Origin of the sequence: Vibrio sp. 10N.222.55.C6 (genome assembly GCF_041473395.1) — a bacterium.
In the GTDB taxonomy this organism is placed as follows: Bacteria; Pseudomonadota; Gammaproteobacteria; order Enterobacterales; family Vibrionaceae; genus Vibrio; species Vibrio crassostreae_C.
Genome location: NZ_JBFRSD010000660.1, coordinates 1 through 320, shown reverse-complemented (window position 1 = coordinate 320; position 320 = coordinate 1). Strand labels below are relative to the sequence as shown.

At 43.4% G+C, this 320-nt stretch carries 1 pseudogene; it reads left to right on the top strand.

Features of this window, described 5'->3' with window-relative positions:
- Positions 1-201, top strand: a pseudogene (locus AB4486_RS25525) (IS110 family transposase); the annotation flags it as partial.
- Positions 202-320: the final 119 nt, after the last annotated feature.

Genomic DNA, 320 nt, shown 5'->3' with positions numbered 1-320 from the left:
CTTCTTTATCTTGGCGCAATGTCATACGTTGGGCGACTACCCGAAAAACCGAAGACTCAGAAGGACGCTTGGTTGAGGAGCATCATAGATCGTATCGGCTTCAAGAAGGCCTGCATTGCACTGGCTAACAAAGTGGTACGTACTGCGTGGGCAATGCTTCGGTATGAGACTGAATATAAACCAGTATTACTCACTCATTAATCACTACCAAATTTTTAAATTTTACAAAATGATGATGCATAAAAGGTAAGACCAACCTACTGAGAACCTGGCCATTCTGTCATGCTGTAAAAAGCTGCTAGCGCGATAAGGACAGTAGG